The 14,434-nt window shown below is 63.5% G+C and carries 18 protein-coding genes; 4 read left to right on the plus strand and 14 right to left on the minus strand.

Annotated features, from left to right (window positions below; translation table 11 throughout):
- Positions 1–104: 104 nt before the first annotated feature.
- From SH412_RS16355 to SH412_RS16365, 3 genes are all read left to right on the plus strand, one after another.
- Positions 105–2,096, plus strand: a complete 1,992-nt coding sequence (locus SH412_RS16355; RefSeq protein WP_336519088.1) for a DUF3987 domain-containing protein — start codon at positions 105–107, stop codon at positions 2,094–2,096.
- A gap of 188 nt (positions 2,097–2,284) precedes the next feature.
- A complete protein-coding gene (locus SH412_RS16360; RefSeq protein WP_336519089.1) occupies positions 2,285–2,503 on the plus strand; it encodes a hypothetical protein in 219 nt (72 codons plus the stop codon).
- Between the two features lies 1 nt (position 2,504).
- Positions 2,505–4,388: a tyrosine-type recombinase/integrase gene (locus tag SH412_RS16365; protein WP_336519090.1), complete on the plus strand. Its 1,884-nt coding sequence runs from the start codon at positions 2,505–2,507 to the stop codon at positions 4,386–4,388.
- A 105-nt stretch (positions 4,389–4,493) separates the two neighbouring features.
- On the opposite strand, the gene SH412_RS16370 is transcribed toward SH412_RS16365, so the two are convergent.
- The 7 genes from SH412_RS16370 to SH412_RS16395 all read right to left on the minus strand — a co-directional run bounded on the left by SH412_RS16370 (position 4,494) and on the right by SH412_RS16395 (position 7,493).
- Positions 4,494–4,760: a hypothetical protein gene (locus SH412_RS16370; protein WP_336519091.1), complete on the minus strand. Its 267-nt coding sequence runs from the start codon at positions 4,758–4,760 to the stop codon at positions 4,494–4,496.
- An 80-nt stretch (positions 4,761–4,840) separates the two neighbouring features.
- Entirely contained in the window at positions 4,841–5,083 is a 243-nt protein-coding gene (locus SH412_RS16375) for a hypothetical protein (protein ID WP_336519092.1), read from the minus strand.
- A complete protein-coding gene (locus SH412_RS28645; RefSeq protein ID WP_419555739.1) occupies positions 4,989–5,423 on the minus strand; it encodes an HNH endonuclease in 435 nt (144 codons plus the stop codon). Before SH412_RS28645 ends, SH412_RS16375 begins: the two co-directional genes overlap by 95 nt.
- Before the next feature lie 64 nt (positions 5,424–5,487).
- Positions 5,488–5,655 (minus strand): hypothetical protein, encoded by a 168-nt coding sequence (locus SH412_RS16380; RefSeq protein ID WP_336519093.1) that lies wholly within the window; start codon positions 5,653–5,655, stop codon positions 5,488–5,490.
- 66 nt (positions 5,656–5,721) lie between these two features.
- Positions 5,722–5,895, minus strand: a complete 174-nt coding sequence (locus tag SH412_RS16385) for a hypothetical protein (protein ID WP_336519094.1) — start codon at positions 5,893–5,895, stop codon at positions 5,722–5,724.
- 46 nt (positions 5,896–5,941) lie between these two features.
- Positions 5,942–6,841 (minus strand): tyrosine-type recombinase/integrase, encoded by a 900-nt coding sequence (locus SH412_RS16390; RefSeq protein ID WP_336519095.1) that lies wholly within the window; start codon positions 6,839–6,841, stop codon positions 5,942–5,944.
- A gap of 262 nt (positions 6,842–7,103) precedes the next feature.
- Entirely contained in the window at positions 7,104–7,493 is a 390-nt protein-coding gene (locus SH412_RS16395) for a DUF6941 family protein (RefSeq protein WP_336519096.1), read from the minus strand.
- Positions 7,494–7,619: 126 nt separating this feature from the next.
- Between SH412_RS16395 and SH412_RS16400 the strand changes: the two genes are divergently transcribed.
- Positions 7,620–7,847, plus strand: coding sequence for a hypothetical protein (locus SH412_RS16400; RefSeq protein ID WP_336519097.1), 228 nt, complete (start codon positions 7,620–7,622; stop codon positions 7,845–7,847).
- Here the strand turns inward: SH412_RS16400 and SH412_RS16405 are convergent.
- From SH412_RS16405 to SH412_RS16435, 7 genes are all read right to left on the minus strand, one after another.
- Entirely contained in the window at positions 7,844–9,544 is a 1,701-nt protein-coding gene (locus SH412_RS16405) for a hypothetical protein (RefSeq protein WP_336519098.1), read from the minus strand. The two genes, SH412_RS16400 and SH412_RS16405, sit on opposite strands and share 4 nt — an antisense overlap.
- Entirely contained in the window at positions 9,545–9,931 is a 387-nt protein-coding gene (locus tag SH412_RS16410; protein ID WP_336519099.1) for a hypothetical protein, read from the minus strand.
- 40 nt (positions 9,932–9,971) lie between these two features.
- Entirely contained in the window at positions 9,972–10,742 is a 771-nt protein-coding gene (locus SH412_RS16415) for an ATP-dependent Clp protease proteolytic subunit (RefSeq protein ID WP_336519100.1), read from the minus strand.
- Positions 10,739–11,338: a hypothetical protein gene (locus tag SH412_RS16420; protein ID WP_336519101.1), complete on the minus strand. Its 600-nt coding sequence runs from the start codon at positions 11,336–11,338 to the stop codon at positions 10,739–10,741. Before SH412_RS16420 ends, SH412_RS16415 begins: the two co-directional genes overlap by 4 nt.
- Before the next feature lie 102 nt (positions 11,339–11,440).
- Positions 11,441–12,178, minus strand: coding sequence for a hypothetical protein (locus SH412_RS16425; RefSeq protein WP_336519102.1), 738 nt, complete (start codon positions 12,176–12,178; stop codon positions 11,441–11,443).
- Positions 12,179–12,238: 60 nt separating this feature from the next.
- Entirely contained in the window at positions 12,239–12,937 is a 699-nt protein-coding gene (locus tag SH412_RS16430) for a hypothetical protein (RefSeq protein WP_336519103.1), read from the minus strand.
- Positions 12,938–13,423: 486 nt separating this feature from the next.
- Positions 13,424–14,107 (minus strand): DUF6475 domain-containing protein, encoded by a 684-nt coding sequence (locus SH412_RS16435; protein WP_336519104.1) that lies wholly within the window; start codon positions 14,105–14,107, stop codon positions 13,424–13,426.
- Positions 14,108–14,434 lie beyond the last annotated feature (327 nt).

Consider the following 14,434-nt stretch of genomic DNA (forward strand, 5'->3'; position numbering starts at 1 on the left):
TGGAAGTTGAGTAGTCCCTCTTCGGCTTCAGCGGGTTCGGTTCGTGCGGAATCGTCTCAAGCCAACGTCTCCCGCGGCACCGTGCGTGTGGAAAGGGGACGGTAATGAGTGGGGCATTGAAACACGACCGGCGGGACGTTGCCGAACAGGCGGTCCGGGAAGCGGGCTGGAAACTGCTGTCGGCAGTTTCCTACGATCCCCAGCACATCGACCGGCTGCGGCTGACGGCGGAGCTGTTCGTCGATCCGGTACAGGTCACGATCTTCCTCGCCCTGGCCGCGTATCATCGCCGGAATCCTGACCGGAGGATGGTATCTGATAGCGAGATCGCCCGGTTCATGGCGACGAGCGAAGGTCTGTCGCACCTGATTCACGACGATGCCAAGACCGGGGACGTCAACACGGTCACGCCGTCGGACCTGCGGCGTGCTTTCGACAACGCCTACTACGTCAACGACTTAGCCAAGTCGCATGCGCAGGTCTTGCAGGACGCCCTGTTCGAGCGAACGGCGACCGCGGGGTTGGCCGCGGCCGCGCAGGGGGTGAGCGATCGACAGACGCTGGTCGCCAATCTTCGACGCGTCGTTGACGACTTATCGCAGATGGCGGGAACCGAGTTGCAGGTGAGTCCTACCGATCCCTGGGAGCTGCCGATCGATGGGGACGATCCCTGGCCGAAACCGCTCAGTCCCGAGGCGCTGTACGGTCCGGCGGGAGAGTTCGTGCGGATCGTCGGTCCGGAGACCGAATCGGATGCGGCGGCGCTCCTGTTTCACTTCCTGGCATATGCCGGGGCGTTGTTCGGGCGGAACCGGTATTTCCTCGTCGAAGCCGCACAGCACTACTCGAATCTGTTTATGTGCTTCGTGGGGCAGTCGTCAAAGGGCAGGAAGGGTAGCGCACATCGCAACGTGGAACGGTTCTTCGGGCTGGTCGATGGCGCAATGGGGACATTCATCATCAGCAACGTCACTAGCGGGCTGTCGAGCGGCGAGGGACTGATCTATCAAGTTCGCGACGACGTGGTGTCGAAGGGAGAGATCAAGGAAGAGGGCGTCGCCGACAAGCGGCTGATCGTCGTGGAATCCGAGTTCGCGAACACGTTGAAGGTCGTCCGACGGGAGACGAACACCTTGTCCGCCATCGTGCGGGATGCCTGGGACAAGGGGAACCTGCGGACGCTGACCAAGCAGAATCCGACGCGGGCGACCGGATCGCACATCGTGATCGTCGGGCACATCACACGGGATGAGCTGCGGCGACTCCTGACCGAGACCGATCAAGCGAACGGATTCACGAACCGATTCCTGTGGATTTGCTCCGGCCGCTCGAAGTTGTTGCCGAACGGCGGGCACGTTCCCGAGGAGCGACTGACCGAGCTGGTGGAGACGGTCCGGGCCGCGGTGGAGTTTGCACACTTCTATCCCGGACAAGTCCACCGGACCGAGGCGGCGGCGGCGCTCTGGGAGCAGGCCTATCCGATCTTGGCCGCGGATCGTCCGGGGATGCTGGGAAGTGTCACCAACCGAGCCGAAGCTCAGGTCCTGCGGCTGAGCCTGCTGTTCTCGATTCTTGACTGCAGCGGCGAGATCGACGTGCCTCACCTGCGCGCCGCCCTGGCGTGCTGGCGATACTGCGAGCAGTCCGCCCAGTATGCGTTCGGTCGCGGTCTGGGGGATAAGCTCGCCGACGAGATTCTGGCGCTGCTGCGAGTGGCTGGCAAAGCGGGCAAGTCCCGGTCTGAACTGTCTGCCGCCTATGCTCACAACAAGTCCGGCCGTGAGATCTGCCGAGCGCTGGACGTGCTGCAACAGTCCGGTCTGGCGTACTGCCGGAAGTCGCCATCAGCGACCGGCCGAGGACGTCCCGCCGAGATCTGGTATGCGGGACGACCGGACGAAAGAAACGAAGAAAACGAAAGAAGTCCTGAATGCGAGGGGATTCCTTCGTTTGTTTCGTTTAATTCGTACGTGGAAGGTGGCGAGGCACATGCCGCGGGTTACGTCCCGCAGAAGCCGGTGGGGCGGATCTTGGAAGACACCGAGGTCGACGGGATTAACGCAGCTTTCGACGAACGTAGCATCGAATCGCCGTAGGGCTTCTCCTTGAGAGAACGCGTCAAATGGGTGTCGGTCTCATCGCTCCAATGGCAGACCATCAAGAGTCTTGGGGCTCTGGGATAATGCCCCGCGGAATTCCGACACACAAAATGCCGGTTAACGGGACATTGGCAAGACGTCATATCGATTGACATCGATAGAACCGAGCCTGTAGACTATCTTACATGTCGCACAGCGAATTACCAATCACGGATGTCTTGCGGAAAGCCGTCGTCGATTCCGGTTTATCGTTCGCCGCACTGGAACGGGAGACCGGTGTCCTGCGGCAAACCCTGATGCCATTTGCCCGTGGTGAGGCTGGACTTAACATCACCGCGGCCGACAAATTGGCGCTGTACTTCGGGCTGGAGTTGAGGCCCGCCGCGAAGCGCAAAGGAAAGTGAAATGGGCTCTGTCTACCGCAAGACCGTCACCCGCCGGATGCCGGCCGACGCGGAAATCATCGTCCGCAAGGGGCAACGGTACGCGCGCTACAAGGACGGCAAGGGCCGGTCGAAGACCGTACCGGTAACGACCGGAAAGGACGGCTCAGACCGCATCGCCACACCGTCCGGGACGTTCATCGCGAAGTACCGCGATGGTTCCGGAGTGGTCCAGGAGGTTTCGACCGGTTGCCGGGACGAACAGGCAGCCCGCGCTGTCCTGGCAGACCTGGAGCGACGGGCAGAACTGGTCAAAGCCGGGGTCATGACGTCGGCCGAAGATGCGATTGCCAACTTTCAGGCCACGCCACTCTCTGACCACTTCGACGCTTACCGCGACTATCTGCGGGCTCGCCAGACCAGCAAGATGCGGTTGGCCAACATGAGCCGACAGTTCTCGCGGGTCTGCTCGGACTGCGGCTTCAAACGGTTGTCCGATCTCGATGGAGCCGAGCTGACGGCATGGCTGCTGGACCGCGAAAAGCAAGGGATGTCGGCCGCGACGCGCAACGGCTACCGGGAAACTTTCGTGATGTTTGCGAACTGGTGCTGCTCGGGCACCAAGCCGCGAATGATCGGGAATCCGTTCACTTCGGTCCCCAAAGCCAACGTCAAAACTGATCGGAGACGGCAGCGGCGGGCATTGACCGAAGACGAACTGCAGCGGCTGATCGCCGTCGCCGCGGCCCGCCCCCTGGCGGAATACGGTCGGGAGACGGTCGGTCGTGATGCCGAGGCAGCGGGCGGACGGAAGAAACGATCCAATTGGACCTACGCGGAACTGACCCTCGAAGGGCTCCCGTCTGCCCTCGAACGTGCCCGACAGCGGCTGCAGGACAATCCCAATCTCGTCGAGAAGCTCGAACGATTGGGCCAGGAGCGGGCCTTGGTTCTGAAGACGCTGGTACTCACCGGCCTGCGGAAGGGTGAACTGGCCTCGCTGACCGTCGGGCAGTTGGAGCTTGATGGAGCGATGCCGTTCGCAGTCCTGGACGCAGCCGACGAAAAGAACGGAGAAGGGAACTCGATTCCGTTGCGGGCGGACCTCGCCGGGGAATTGATGGTCTGGCTCGCCGAAAAGCTCTCCTGGACGCGGACCGAGTCTCTACGGACCGGCAAGCCCGTGCCAACCGCCCTGCCCGCGGCGACACCGCTGTTCGACGTACCCGCCGGCCTGGTGCGGATCCTCGACCGGGACCTGAAGGCGGCCGGAATCCCGAAGCGGGATGAACGAGGGCGGACAGTCGACGTGCACGCCCTGCGGCATTCCTTCGGTACGCTCTTGTCCAAAGGGGGAGTCGCTCCGCGGACGGCGCAGGCTGCCATGCGGCACTCTGCCATCGATCTGACGATGTCGGTTTACACCGATCCGAAGTTGCTCGACGTCCACGGGGCGTTGAATGCGCTCCCCGCGCTGCCGCTGAATCAGCCGCTGCAAACCGAGCCCGTCGCCGTCAGTGCTACGGGGACCGATGGGAACCGGCAGAATCTCGTTGCACCAGCCGTTGCACCAACTCCGTACAATCCGAGTCATCTGGAGTCATTTCCTGTCACTTTGGCATGCTTCGACGCCGTGACGGAACAGCGAACGGGAAATGCTGAAAACCCCAAGAATCTCAGCGAAAAAGCCTCGCTCGCAGTGTTTGCGAGCGAGGCTTTGGAGGTCGGGATGACAGGATTTGAACCTGCGACCTCTACGTCCCGAAGCAACCTGAAGAACCGGCAGAACCGCGTGAAAAACTCTGTATTTGTAGACTTTACATCGCAGCGTCTCGATTGCAAGAGTTTGCATCGCTTCTCGCGGGTTTCGGTATGTTTTGGCTGTCAGAGGGTAGAAGTGTGGTAGCTCGCTTTTGTGCGTGCGGTCGACTTTGCGAGGCGTCGGACGTCGCCGGGTTCTTGAGGCTACTACCACTTCACTACCACTCTTCACGGGCAGCAGTCCGGGGACTCACTCTCCGTCCAGCCAGGCCGCTGCGCTTGAGACTACCCGGCCGTTCACTTCCGGCGGGTGCACGCGATAGAGCTGAACCACCTTGATCTTCTCCAGCTCGCCGCGGATCCAAAGCACGTCCCCAGCCTGCACAGTCAGACAGGACTTGTTTCGGTTCAGAACGCGGGCCGTATGCGGCAATTCGTCCGGCCAGACGATGAGAGCGAGGTAGGTGCCGGCCACCAGTTCGAACTGCAGAGCGAAGACGGCACGGGGCGTGGTCATTCCGGCAGGCTACCGGGCGGGGCCGACAGCTTCCACCGCACAGAATCGCGTCTGCCGCCCCGATCCGTCCGGACGTCCCGTCAGTCGCGGAAAGGCGTCGGGACGCGGCTGGCGTGAAATGGCGGGGTCTGTTCTCGCCGGCTGGACGAAAGCGTCGTCGCCATGGCGCGGATCCGGCTTCCGCCGACACCGACCGCTTCGCCGGCTTTGTCGCGGGCCTTGCCGGTATCACATTGTGGCAAATTTGCCACAATGTCCGTTCTGCTGCCCTGCCGCTCTTTCGCCTGCCGGTCGTAGATCTCGCGAATGCGGGCGGCGATCATTGCCAGGCATCAACGAAACCGACCCGTCGGTCAGCGGTCCCAGCGTGGCGTTGAGCGCGGCGACACATTCCGCCTTGGCCTCATCGAACCGGGCAGCGGCTGCCAGGACGTCGGCGGCCCATTCCCCGGGTGACCTGTCCCGCTTCGACCAGTTGCACGCCCGGCAGCAGCCGATGAAGTTGTCCGGATGATCTCTGCCGCCCTTGGACAGCGGGACGGCGTGGTCGATCGTGAAGTGCTCGTCGTACCGGTTGCCGTACTCGCGCCGGCAGTAGGCACACTGCGGCCATCGCTCGCGAACTTGCTTTCTGACTGTTCGGCAGATTGCGCGTCGTTTCATGGTGGGGCCTCAACTGAAGTGCCCCGCGGCAGGATATCCACCGCGGGGCGTGTCGATCGGCCGGCTACTCGTCTTCGGTGACGAGTGCCAGGATTTCCTCTTCCACTTCGTCGGCGTCTTCACCTTCGCTGACGTTCTCGCGGGCCACGTCCAGCAGCCTGCGAATCGTTGCCGCGGTCTCGAATCGGCTGGCCTGCTGCTGCTGGCGGGTCTGGATCTGTTCGACGGTCATCGGGTTCCCTTCGATCGATGTGTGAACGCGAAGCCCCGCAGCCAATGTGACCGCGGGGCGTTGGTCTCAGACGGGCGAATCGTCGCGTCGGACCATCTGCAGGATTTCGGCCTCGATGCGGGCCCAATCTTCTGATGCGGTTTTGTCGGATGCTTCGTCCAACAGGCCGCGGATTTCGAGTGCCAGGTTGTACTTCAGCGTCAGTTGCTCGCGCTCCTGTTCGATCTCTTCAACGGTCATGGTCGCGTCTCGGGGTTCAGGTGGGGGATTGAAGACGGTCAGACGATCAGCCCAGCGCCGCAACGGCCGCGATGGCCTGCGCGTCGGCGGTCAAGGAGTAGTGCCGGGTCATCGCCACGCCAGAGTGCCCGAGCAGGTTCCGGGCAGCTTCGACGCCAAGCTGGTCGACCACGCGGGTGGCCGTGGTGTGACGCAACTGGTGCGGCGTGAAGAGCGGGACTTCGGCGCGGACGCAGGCGCGGAAAATCACCTCGGCGTAACCCTGCCGGTTGACCGGGAACAGCTTCGTCCCGACGGGCAGCGGCTGGCCGTGCTCGTCGACGAGATACCTTGCCAGGATGGCCTGCGCCGTCGCGTTGAAGAACAGAACTCGGCGCTTCCCCTTATGCTTGGTTTTGTGCGCCTGCATGTCGAACCGCCATGGCGCAACGCTGCAATCGATGTCCCCCGCCTTCAGCCCCAGCAGCTCGCCGGGTCGGCAGCCGGTCAGCAGCAATAAATCGAGAATGTCCCTGTGCTGCGGGCGCATCCGCTCGCGGACCTTGGCGATGTGATCTTCCGGAACGGCCACCTTCAGCTTCGACTCGCGTGCCGCAGACTCGCCCGGCTTCAGCGGAGGAAGGCACCGCAAAGCCTCGATGACTGACGGCGGGGCCAGCTCGAACGATATCGCCCATTTGAACAGGAATCGGCAGCGGCAGACCTGCTGATTGATGTACCGCCGACACCAGCCCTTTGCGACCATCGCGTCCCGGACCTTGCGGAGCATCAGCGGGCCGAATTTCGCCGCCGGCAGATCCGGGCAGAGGTCGCGCAGGATGCGAAACACCCCCAGGTAACATGCCTGCTCGGCATTCGGCCTGCCCTCGGCGGTCTGATACTTCGGCAACTGCTCTTTCTCGAACGCGCGGATGACGTCCTCAACCGTGGTACGTGCACGTGCCATAGGAATGGCCTTTCTCCCCAGAACGGGGAAGAACTGAGACCACGCCCCAATCAGCCACCCTACGCGGATCTAGGCCGCGCGCAGTCCTTGGCGGGAACCTGCAGGCTCACAGGGGCGTGGACTCGGTTTTCTAGATGCTCTTCAGGGGTTTGGGCTAGATTGCACAAGAGACGCTTTAGGGACGGGCATCAGACCAGATTCGCGGGGGGGCTGTCAACGTCACTGCCGCCGGTCGATCGATTTCCGGTCTATCTCAGACCGTTCATGCCGACGCATCGGGCTGAATGACGTTGATCCGCCGGCAGCCGATTTCCACTCCACCGCAGACGAGCCGCAGCAGGTAGACACCAGCAACCGGCCAGACGATTTTCACCTTGCCGCAGAACTGGTGCGTGTGCATCGGGTTCGACAGATTCGCGAACCGCTCGAATCGCGTCAGGACGTGTTCTTCCGCGACGTCGACGATTTCGACGATGAACGGGACGTAGCCTTGCCCGCTGGTCATGGCAACGAAAATGCCGAACTCTGCCGCAGCGGGAAACGACGGGGCCGCGAACTGCGCGACGATCCCGATGGCCGACACCTTGCCCGTTTCGGCACACTGCCGGATTTCGTCGCACACGATAATCGTTGAGCAGACTGGGGTTTTCACCGGGGGTTCCCTTCGTTTCTTGACCGGCAGTGATCCGCCGGCCTCCTTTTTTCGTTGAACGACACGCTGCCAGGTCATAGGATCCGTGCGGCTCGAAGACAGATCTAACCTTGCTTTGGTGCCGACATGGGTCTTCAAACCAAACCGTCAACCGTGTTCGCCATGGCGCTGGTGTCCGCGGTGCTCGCCGCCGCCGGCCTGCTCTGGTTCACCGCCGTCCGTCCCCGCAGCACGAACGCCGTGCACTGGGTTCGCTGCGCCGCCTGCGATGCCACGATGATTTCCGAACCCCATGACGTCCCCTACGTCTGCGGGTCATGCGGCTCCCCGCTGCTCTTCAAAGACAAGCCCTAGGGCAGCGGAGCACACTCGCCGCCGATCCCGCCGTGAGTGCAGTAGGTGTCTCCGGGGTTCCACACGCCGCCGATCTGCTCATCGCATTCCGCCTCGCTGAAGACTCCGGGGTAACATCCCGCGAAACCTTCACAGCATCCCGGTTCGCACGGGTCGCCGTAAGTTGGATCCGCCGTGCACCCCGCCATCGCATCCGCGTCGAAGTCGCAGCCGAACACCGTCTCCCGGCAGTCGATGAGATTCGTCCCGTCGTTGCACCACAGCTCATAAGAGCACGGGCCGATCCCGGTCGTCGTGGTCGTCGTGGTCGGTGGTAACGTCGTCGTGGTCGTCGTGGTCGTGCTGGCGGTCGTCGACGATGGAGTTGTTGTGCTGGCCGTCGTGCTGCCGGTCGTCGTCGTGGAAACTGTCGTCGTCGTGCTGGCTGTCGTCGTCGTGGTCCCGTCGGTGCACTCTTCCGTGCCGGGGTACGGCCAGCGAATCTTGATCGGCTGTCCGCCGCCGACGATCACTTCATCTGCATTCGGCCCCCAGCAGCAGCAGGTCGGGACCGTCGCCTGCCAGTTGTCCGGGTCGGAGCCGTGCGCCGCGTACCCGGTCCGCATCAGCTCGGTCCCGTCGTCGTCGAAGACCGCGATATTCAGATGGCAGCCCGCCGCCCCGATGAAGACGATCTGGCCATCCGCGTTGACGTCGCAGTCGAGCAGCTCCGCCGGCTGGCCGAACCCGTTGTTCGGAAACGGGTGGAACGTCGCCAGCGGGGTCGTCAGGTCGGACTGATCGTAGACCGAGACTTTCGTCGACGCGGGCGGCGATCCGCCCCAGGTGACCGAATCCCAGCGGACCCGCCACGCAACCCCGCCCCCGAAGCCGATCCAGCCGACGCGGTTGCTGATCGTGTTGTTGTAGGGGGCGTTGGTCGTCGGGAATGATCCGGTCCACGCGCTCCAGGTGGAATCAAAGACTCGGGCCGCGGAGCAGATGTAGCCGGTATCCGGGTCGAACCGCGGGCGGAACAGCCGTGAGAAGCCGTCGAGCGCTCCGACCGAGTCCGGAACGTGAAACACTTTCAGGACAGATGCATCTGACGGGTCGATCTGCCAGTACCGCGTACCGCCCCCGGTACAGGTCGCGAACCAGACGTACCCGCCGGAATCGTAGCAGAGCCCGTATTCACCAGGGCCGTTATTGCTCCGGTGAAACACTGAGGTGTCTAAGTATGTGGACAGGACCGTTCCGCTTGAATTGTAGAATCGAATCCTCCAGGCCGGCGCTGCCGTGAAATTTGACGATTGAGTCGCGCTTTGGCTGACAGCAAACTCCCCAGACGGTCCGAATGCGACGTCGCCGGATGTCAGGTCATGAACGAACCCGGAAATTCCAAAATAAGCAGGAATGTCGTCCTCGAATTTGCGGTAGAGGTTGGTCGACCCGTTGTAGATCCGCGACGCGAGCCCGTACGACGTGTTCGGCAGCATGGCCTCGATATCGACGCCTTCCCCGTCGTAGGTTCCAGCCGCCCCCCAGCGACCCCCGAGCCAGCGGTTCACGCTGCTGCAGACGTGTCGGCAGCCGACCATCTTCGGCGTGTCGCCGCGATAGATGCGGTAACGCTCGATGTGATTGCCGGAGGGAAACGCGATGCGTCGCCAGCTCCAGGTGCAACAGCGGCAGTCGGCGTCGTGGCAGCGTCCCACTTACGCCCCTCCTCCGCAGCCGATGTAGTACGGCTGCAATTCTCCGTAGATCCATTCGGCCTTCACAAAGTCTCCGGCCTGACCGCTGATGGATGGGTCGCGGTTCACGATTTCTCTGTTCTCGCCAGAGTCCTCGTATTCGATCGGCGCGGACGTTCCGATGATCGGCTTCCAGATCGACATGGTTGCCGTTTCCGGGTCTGTCCAGCCGTTCGATGGGGCGAGCAGCTCTTCGTCAAGCACTCCGACGACGTGCGGCACCGGGTCAACAACCGGCGGCTGCCGGCGACGTTGCGAGCCGACGGTCGGCGTCTTCAGCACCTTTTGCGTGGCTTCGACGACGCGACGGTATCCGGCTTCGTTAAATCCGAAGACCTTTTCGGCCATTTTCACCCCTACCCGTGCGAACAATGCCAATGCCGCGGAATCAATACGCGCCCCAGCACGTGCCCGGACCGACCGACGTCGGGGAAGCGTGCTGCCGCCGAATGTGTGCCGGAGCGTCGGCCACGGTGCGAAAACACCCCGGCGGCATTGGCGGGACGCTGACTGCCGCCTGACCCAGCGACTTCGCTTCACCGAACCGACGCTGCCGCTCCATTCGCCGCATCAGGAACTCGGTCGAGTCAATCGAATCGGCGATACGCAGCCCGGCTTCAGGCAGCTTGCGGGCGATGTTCTTCCCGGCCAATGACGGGCGCGAAGTGAGCTTGCACAAGACGAGTCCGGTCGCCAGACCGTACGCGCGCGCCTCGTTCAAAGTGAACCATGTTTCGGCCCGAACCCACTGAGACACCTGCCGCCGATCCGTGCGGGATTTCATGGCGACGATGTCGACGATGTGTTCCGAGATTTCGCGGGCGACCGGGTCGTCCGCATTCCCGTTGGTTGTCGCCAGGTGCATCATGCAAACGGCGTCCGGATGCATGAGCCGTCTGCTGCCGATCATGAACAACAGCAAGCCTGCGCTCGATGCCTTGCCGGTGCAGACCGTGGTCAAAAACTGGTGTTTGTGCCGGCGCGCCGCCTCGATCATATTGCACGTCGCGCCGACATCGCCGCCGATGGTGTCGATCTCCACCTGCAGCTCATAGGCCGGTCCGGCCGCGGCGAGTTGCCGGTCGAAGTCGGCGTCAGTTGTCCCGCGGACGATCTCGCCGGAAACGCGAACCGTTCGCTGAAGTGGTGGCAGCTTCAATTCTGCACCTCGATTCCAAGGGAGACCATACTGGAACGAAACGCGTCCAGCCCGTGCTGCAGCGGTCCCAGCAGGGTCTGCGGAACGTCCAGCGTCGGCAATCCACAACTGCCGTCGAATGCGGAGTTGATCGCTGCCCGACGGGCGAGTCTGCGGGACCGGATGGCGAGAACGGACTGCAGCGCCGCCAGCAGCTCCCGTGCGTCGCGGTCGTCATCGGATCGCAGTGAATCCGACAGCTCGGTACAGAGCTTCCGGTTGATCGCGGTCCGGGCCGCCTCGGCTTCCCGCAGCCGCTTTGCCAGGCGAACCACCTTGGCCTTGAGCGAGCTGAGATTCACGGACGATTCGGTCTCGGGCGTGTCGATCGTGACGTCCTGTCCGGCCAACAGCCGAGCGGTCAGTTCGTCGACGGCGGCCTGACTGGTCACGCCGTCGTCGACGGCTTCGGTGGCGGCCTTGAGCGCTTCGGATGCGGCCTCATGTTCGGCGCGGAGCGATTCGACCAGCCGGTCCGCGGCCTGCCATTCCGGCCGTGAGTCGCGGGACCAGGGGAGCGGGACGGAAGATTGCGTCGGAACTCTGGGGACGGCCATTTGCGGGACTCCATTCGGGCGGAAAGTGATGCTGTCGGGAGACGTCCCGCCAGCGTGTGAAACGGTCGATCGACTGTTGCGATCAAGGATTTGTGCCGGCCATCAGCTCGATGGTAGCGGTTCGCGCGAAATCGCCTTTAGTTTGCGGTATCGCAGTTCCCGCCACGTCTCCGCGGCGTATGAGGAAACGTGGTCTGCAGGGGAGCGAACCGCGGCGCTCAACTGCTGGGTGAGTCTGTGCTCGTCGAGCGGGTGTCCCGCGCGGATTGCTCTGCGGAGCCCGGACAACTCGCCCAGAGTCGGGACGTCGCTGACAGCGGTCGACCTTTTCCTGCGCAGCGGATTCCGGCGCGTCGGCGTCAGAACCGGCATCGTCGGTTGCGCCGGCCGTTCGCGGATGGCATGCTCAATGCCGGCAATCGCTGCGAGCCACAGCCGCGCCGCCGACGCAAGTCCGGGGTAAATGACGACTTCTCGCACAGCCTCCGCAGTGCATCCGAGGACGCTGCATGCAGAGGGAAAGGACAAGAGTGTGCTATCAGTGGTCGGCATTTCTTCGACCCATTCCAGCGCGAGTAGCGCGGGCTCAAGCGTGCGCCGATAGTTATTGCCGCAATCGTCCTCGGCCAGTCGGTCGCGAGATACTTGCCACAATCTCCCCCAGGTCTGAAGCGCCTGCGCGGACTGGCGAATGGATGTTTCGGCCACAAGGGCTGCGAGGTCGTACCCGTCGCGCCGCCGACCGTCGCTGAGGAATGGTTCCGCCCGGCGGATTGCGTACGCCTGCGCCGCAATCTCTGCGGCCGTCGGGTCGGCGGTTCTGGGGCGGCGTTTAGGCATGCGGTTCTGCGTCGAGACAGTGGATGTGGTCGGTGTGCGAGTGCCGGTCGGGCCCGGAGGTCATCGGCTCGTCTCCGCAGGTTTCGGGAGCTGTCGCATCACGGCGTCGAACAGGCCGCATCGGTGCGACCAGAGCGATTCCGTGACCGCGTGATCGATGCTGACTCCGTCGCGTCGGCCGGCAGCGACGTCAGCGTGTTGGCGGGACGCTTCGGTCCAGCCGTCGAAGAGCCGTCGCGCATCGTCCCGCAACTCAGCGCAGCGGGGAGAAGTGGTTGCGCTCCGCCCGACCATCGCGAGCAAGCGGTCGACCTCGCTCCGCTGCTCGAATGCCAGGGCGGAGTATTCCCGCGCGAGCTTCGCCGATACCGCCCGCTGCTCCGGGGACGCAACCGCGGCATGCGACGAGCTTGGATCCGCGGAACGAGTCGCGACGGCGGGGCAGACGACAGCGGGGTCCAGGCCGAGAAGTCGGCACTGCTGCGTTATACTCTCCCGCAGTGGCCTCTCCGCCGCCGCCAACTGGCCGGCCGCCCCTGCCGCATCAACACCGGTGCGATGAGCTGCGACGAGACGGACCGCTGCGGCCATCCATGTTTGCAGCCGCGGCATTATCGCCGGGAGCAGGCTGCGCCGCTGGGTGCTGCACTCATTGCTGAGTACCTCCGCCAAGTCGATCAGCCGCGTCGATTCGCGGGCCACGGACTCGACGACTCGCTGCGGATCGAACGACGGTGATGCGGTGTTCCAATCTGCCACGTTTTAACCCTCTGAACGATTCTGGCCTTTTGCGTAAACGGCTGGATCAATCGGTCCACGGATGCGGGGCGGAAAGGTGCGATCCGCCCCCCTGCCTGCCGCCCCACAAGTTTTTCTGTTTCAATGCTCAGACAAAAATTCGCCTTCAACGATCGGTCTACACACAGCTCGAGTTAGAAGCTGACCCACCCCCCTACCTTTCCGGCGTTGCCGAATCTTCCAGCCACGTCTGGCCGGCACGTCGGACAATTACTGGCGTGGCCTCCCGCAGCAGACGGTCGAGAGCCGATTCGTCGAATGGCGGCCGCTCTGGTCGTCGGCCGCGCTGGGGCCTGTACACTGCCGCCGCTCCGATCGCGGTTACGAGCTCCCCATCGGGCAGCCGTCGGCAAAGCCACCTGCAGGAGATGCAGCGCAGGTATCGGCCGGAGTCGACTGACTCAAACTCGGACCGCTTGCACTGCGGGCAGACGTCGGTCGATCCGCTCACGTGCCACCTCCGATCGCGGCCAGCTCCCGCGCCATGGTATCCGGCATCGCCTGATCGTCGCCGGCCTGATGTGCCAGTCGTCGCTCTCGCTGCGGGCCAGCCAGGGCGGGTAGCACGCGGGCAGTCGGTCCGGGCAGCCGTAGATCGATCACTTTCGGCGGATCGACTGGCAGCCCCTTCCTCGCGCGGTCCAGATCCTCGATTCCCGGCAGAGGGGCGGACTCATTTTGCCTGACACCAGCGGCGGCCAGCGCCTTGAACGTCTGCAGGAACTGCGGCCTGACGTACCGCAACAGATCCTCGCTCGGCTGTTCGGTGAGTCTGACCCATCCCCCGAGAGCCCGGACCACGGCGTTCACAAGCGGGGAGAAATCAACGGTCGCATACCCTCCGTGAGTCCGCATTGCATTGACCACGCCAGTCCACGCGCTCACCGCGGCCGTGTCGACGTCGCAAGCCAGGACCCGCAGTTCCGGCTTGGCGTGCTGGCGGATCAGACCGACTGGCGGGAGTCCGCCGTACGTGTGAGCGGACAGGGCGCCGACAATCCCGGCCTGCAGCTCGTCGCGCGTCAGGTCGCCGAGAAGCAGGTGCCAGGCTTCGACTTGCTCAGTGGGCATCGGCTTTCCGACTGACGCGGAGAGCATCGCCATGGCGCGACCGAATTCAGTTCGATTCATGGTCGTCACCTCCAGCCGCCACGAATGCGTCAATTCCTGCGAACGACAGACTGCCGTGTCCGTTCTGCCTCGGCTGGTGCAGATCGTCCTGTTCCCACTTCCGGACGGCGGCCCGCCAATCCTTCATTTTCGAACGGCCGACCATCCAGCCGTTCGATTCGTAATGAGCATGGAACTTCTCCGGGTTGACCTGATTGCGGCGCTCTTGGCAGTAAGCCGACACCTCTTCTGTGGTCGGCGGCGTGAACCTCCCCGGCTTCTGCTGCGGGGGCGGCGCGTCGTCTGCGACGTGCTTTCCTCCAGCTCCAGCTCCAGTTCCAGATCCAG

Origin of the sequence: Planctellipticum variicoloris, from assembly GCF_030622045.1 — a bacterium.
Lineage (GTDB): Bacteria > Planctomycetota > Planctomycetia > Planctomycetales > Planctomycetaceae > Planctellipticum > Planctellipticum variicoloris.

Excerpts from the sequence above, each read along its gene's own strand:
- SH412_RS16360 (WP_336519089.1), top strand. The coding sequence starts at position 2,285 with ATGTCGCACAGCGAATTACCAATCACGGATGTCTTGCGGAAAGCCGTC.
- SH412_RS16385 (WP_336519094.1), bottom strand. The coding sequence starts at position 5,895 with ATGACCGTTGAAGAGATCGAACAGGAGCGCGAGCAACTGACGCTGAAG.
- SH412_RS16425 (WP_336519102.1), bottom strand. The coding sequence starts at position 12,178 with ATGCCTAAACGCCGCCCCAGAACCGCCGACCCGACGGCCGCAGAGATT.
- SH412_RS16365 (WP_336519090.1), top strand. The coding sequence starts at position 2,505 with ATGGGCTCTGTCTACCGCAAGACCGTCACCCGCCGGATGCCGGCCGAC.
- SH412_RS16420 (WP_336519101.1), bottom strand. The coding sequence starts at position 11,338 with ATGGCCGTCCCCAGAGTTCCGACGCAATCTTCCGTCCCGCTCCCCTGG.
- SH412_RS16390 (WP_336519095.1), bottom strand. The coding sequence starts at position 6,841 with ATGGCACGTGCACGTACCACGGTTGAGGACGTCATCCGCGCGTTCGAG.
- SH412_RS16355 (WP_336519088.1), top strand. The coding sequence starts at position 105 with ATGAGTGGGGCATTGAAACACGACCGGCGGGACGTTGCCGAACAGGCG.
- SH412_RS16375 (WP_336519092.1), bottom strand. The coding sequence starts at position 5,083 with ATGATCGCCGCCCGCATTCGCGAGATCTACGACCGGCAGGCGAAAGAG.
- SH412_RS16370 (WP_336519091.1), bottom strand. The coding sequence starts at position 4,760 with ATGACCACGCCCCGTGCCGTCTTCGCTCTGCAGTTCGAACTGGTGGCC.
- SH412_RS16380 (WP_336519093.1), bottom strand. The coding sequence starts at position 5,655 with ATGACCGTCGAACAGATCCAGACCCGCCAGCAGCAGCAGGCCAGCCGA.
- SH412_RS16435 (WP_336519104.1), bottom strand. The coding sequence starts at position 14,107 with ATGAATCGAACTGAATTCGGTCGCGCCATGGCGATGCTCTCCGCGTCA.
- SH412_RS16400 (WP_336519097.1), top strand. The coding sequence starts at position 7,620 with ATGGGTCTTCAAACCAAACCGTCAACCGTGTTCGCCATGGCGCTGGTG.
- SH412_RS16410 (WP_336519099.1), bottom strand. The coding sequence starts at position 9,931 with ATGGCCGAAAAGGTCTTCGGATTTAACGAAGCCGGATACCGTCGCGTC.
- SH412_RS28645 (WP_419555739.1), bottom strand. The coding sequence starts at position 5,423 with ATGAAACGACGCGCAATCTGCCGAACAGTCAGAAAGCAAGTTCGCGAG.